The 2,173-nt window shown below is 43.0% G+C and carries 2 protein-coding genes; one reads left to right on the top strand and one right to left on the bottom strand.

The window, feature by feature from the left end:
- The first annotated feature begins 139 nt into the window (after positions 1-139).
- Entirely contained in the window at positions 140-1,348 is a 1,209-nt protein-coding gene (hflX, locus tag AC37HE_RS05635) for a GTPase HflX (RefSeq protein ID WP_500781814.1), read from the top strand.
- On the opposite strand, the gene AC37HE_RS05630 is transcribed toward hflX, so the two are convergent.
- Positions 1,345-2,173, bottom strand: an 829-nt coding sequence (locus AC37HE_RS05630; protein ID WP_500781813.1) for a carbon-nitrogen hydrolase family protein, incomplete at its 5' end; no start/stop codon positions are given. The genes hflX and AC37HE_RS05630 overlap by 4 nt on opposite strands.

Below are 2,173 nucleotides of genomic sequence, written 5' to 3'. Positions count from 1 at the left end.
TGGAAAACAACGTGGCAAGCCGGTTAATGTATCTTACACGGTACCAATTAACTTCGTATTGCAGTAAAGTTAAAAAACAATATTTTTGCACTCCTGTTTCAATATGAAGCAGGAGTTTTTTTTTGAAAAATTATAAGCAATGATAGAAACAGCACCACTAACAGAAAAAGCCGTAATTGTTGGTTTGATCAACCAGGATCAGGACGAAAATCAGGTAAAGGAATACCTTGATGAATTGGAGTTTTTGGCCGATACTGCCGGTGCCGTCGTACTTAAACGTTTTACTCAAAAGCTTGACATCCCGAACAAAGCAACATTTGTTGGCCCAGGGAAACTGGAAGAAATAGGAAACTATATAAAAGTAGTTGAAGCCGACACCGTTATTTTCGACGATGAATTATCGCCAACGCAGCTTCGTAACCTGGAACGTCAGATGGAGTGCAAAATCCTGGACAGAACAAATCTAATTCTTGATATTTTTGCCAAGCGTGCCAAGACTGCCCATGCAAAAACACAAGTAGAACTGGCCCAGTATCAATACCTGTTGCCACGTCTTACCCGAATGTGGACTCACCTTGAACGTCAGCGTGGAGGTATCGGGATGCGTGGTCCGGGTGAAACCCAGATAGAGACCGACCGCAGGATCATCCTTGATAAGATCTCCCGACTTAAAACACAGTTGGTTAAGATTGATAAACAAAAAGCCACACAACGTAAAAACCGTGGTAAACTTGTGCGGGTTGCACTGGTTGGTTATACGAACGTTGGTAAATCCACCATTATGAACATGATGGCCAAATCGGAGGTTTTTGCAGAGAACAAGCTGTTTGCTACACTCGATACAACAGTTCGAAAAGTAGTGATCGGCAACCTGCCATTCCTGCTGGCTGACACTGTTGGATTTATTCGTAAGCTTCCTCACGGTCTGGTAGAGTCGTTCAAATCGACTCTCGACGAGGTGCGCGAAGCCGATGTGTTGCTGCATATTGTGGATATTTCGCATTCGGGATTCGAAGAACAGATTGAAACCGTTGACAGCACCTTAAAAGAAATTGAAGCCGGCGACAAGCCCACCATTTATATCTTTAATAAAATCGATGCCTTTTCGTACGACGAAAAAGACGAAGATGACCTGACACCAAAAACCAAGGCCAACTTCACGCTCGATGAATGGAAAAATTCATGGATGGGTAAACACAATACACCTGCATTATTTATATCTGCTATCGAAAAAGAAAACATCGAAGATTTCAAAGAGAAATTGTACAACGCAGTGAAGGAGATTCACTCGCAGCGTTTCCCTTACAACGATTACCTTTACGATATTAGCTGGGCTGAGGAAGATTAACTCTTTTCACCATTACTAAGGCAAACCGAATACAAATCAGTACGGCGGTCTTTTAAATTACGTACAGCACCAAAAGTATGTAATTCCTTTAGCAGATCCAGGTCAGCATCAGCTACCAGGATCATCTCTGTATTTGCCGTCGCCTCCGCTTTTATTCCGTTTGCCGGGAATGAAAAATCACTGGGAGTAAACACAACCGACTGCGCAAACTGAATATCCATATTCTCAACTTTCGGTAGGTTACCCACCGATCCGGCAATTGCCACGTAGCATTCGTTTTCAATAGCACGGGCACGAGCACAGTAACGAACCCGCGAATAACCGTTTTGAGTATCGGTAAGAAAAGGAACGAAAAGAATGTTCATTCCCTGCTGAGCAAGAATTCGTGGCAATTCCGGGAATTCCACATCGTAGCATATTAATACACCGATAGGTCCGCAATCGGTTTCGAACACCTCAATGGTATCGCCGCCCGTTAAACCCCAGGCTTTGGATTCATCGGGAGTCACATGAATTTTCTCGTAGGTTTCATAAGTCCCGTTTCTCCGGCATAAAAATCCTACGTTATACAATTTCTCATCCTTCAAAAGCGGCATACTTCCGGTAACAATATTTATATTGTACGAAATGGCAAGTTGCATAAACCGCTCCCGGATATCATCAGTGTACTCGGCCAGTTTCCTAATCGCTTTTGCTTCAGTAAGGTGGTTATAATCGGCCATTAAGGGGGCATTAAAGAACTCTGGAAAGAGTACAAAATCGCTTTTGTAGCTGGCTACTGCATCCACAAAATATTCAACCTGCGTAAACAGTTCATCAATGTCT

The organism is Mangrovibacterium sp., assembly GCF_059905295.1.
This window is presented reverse-complemented; position numbering and strand designations above follow the sequence as displayed.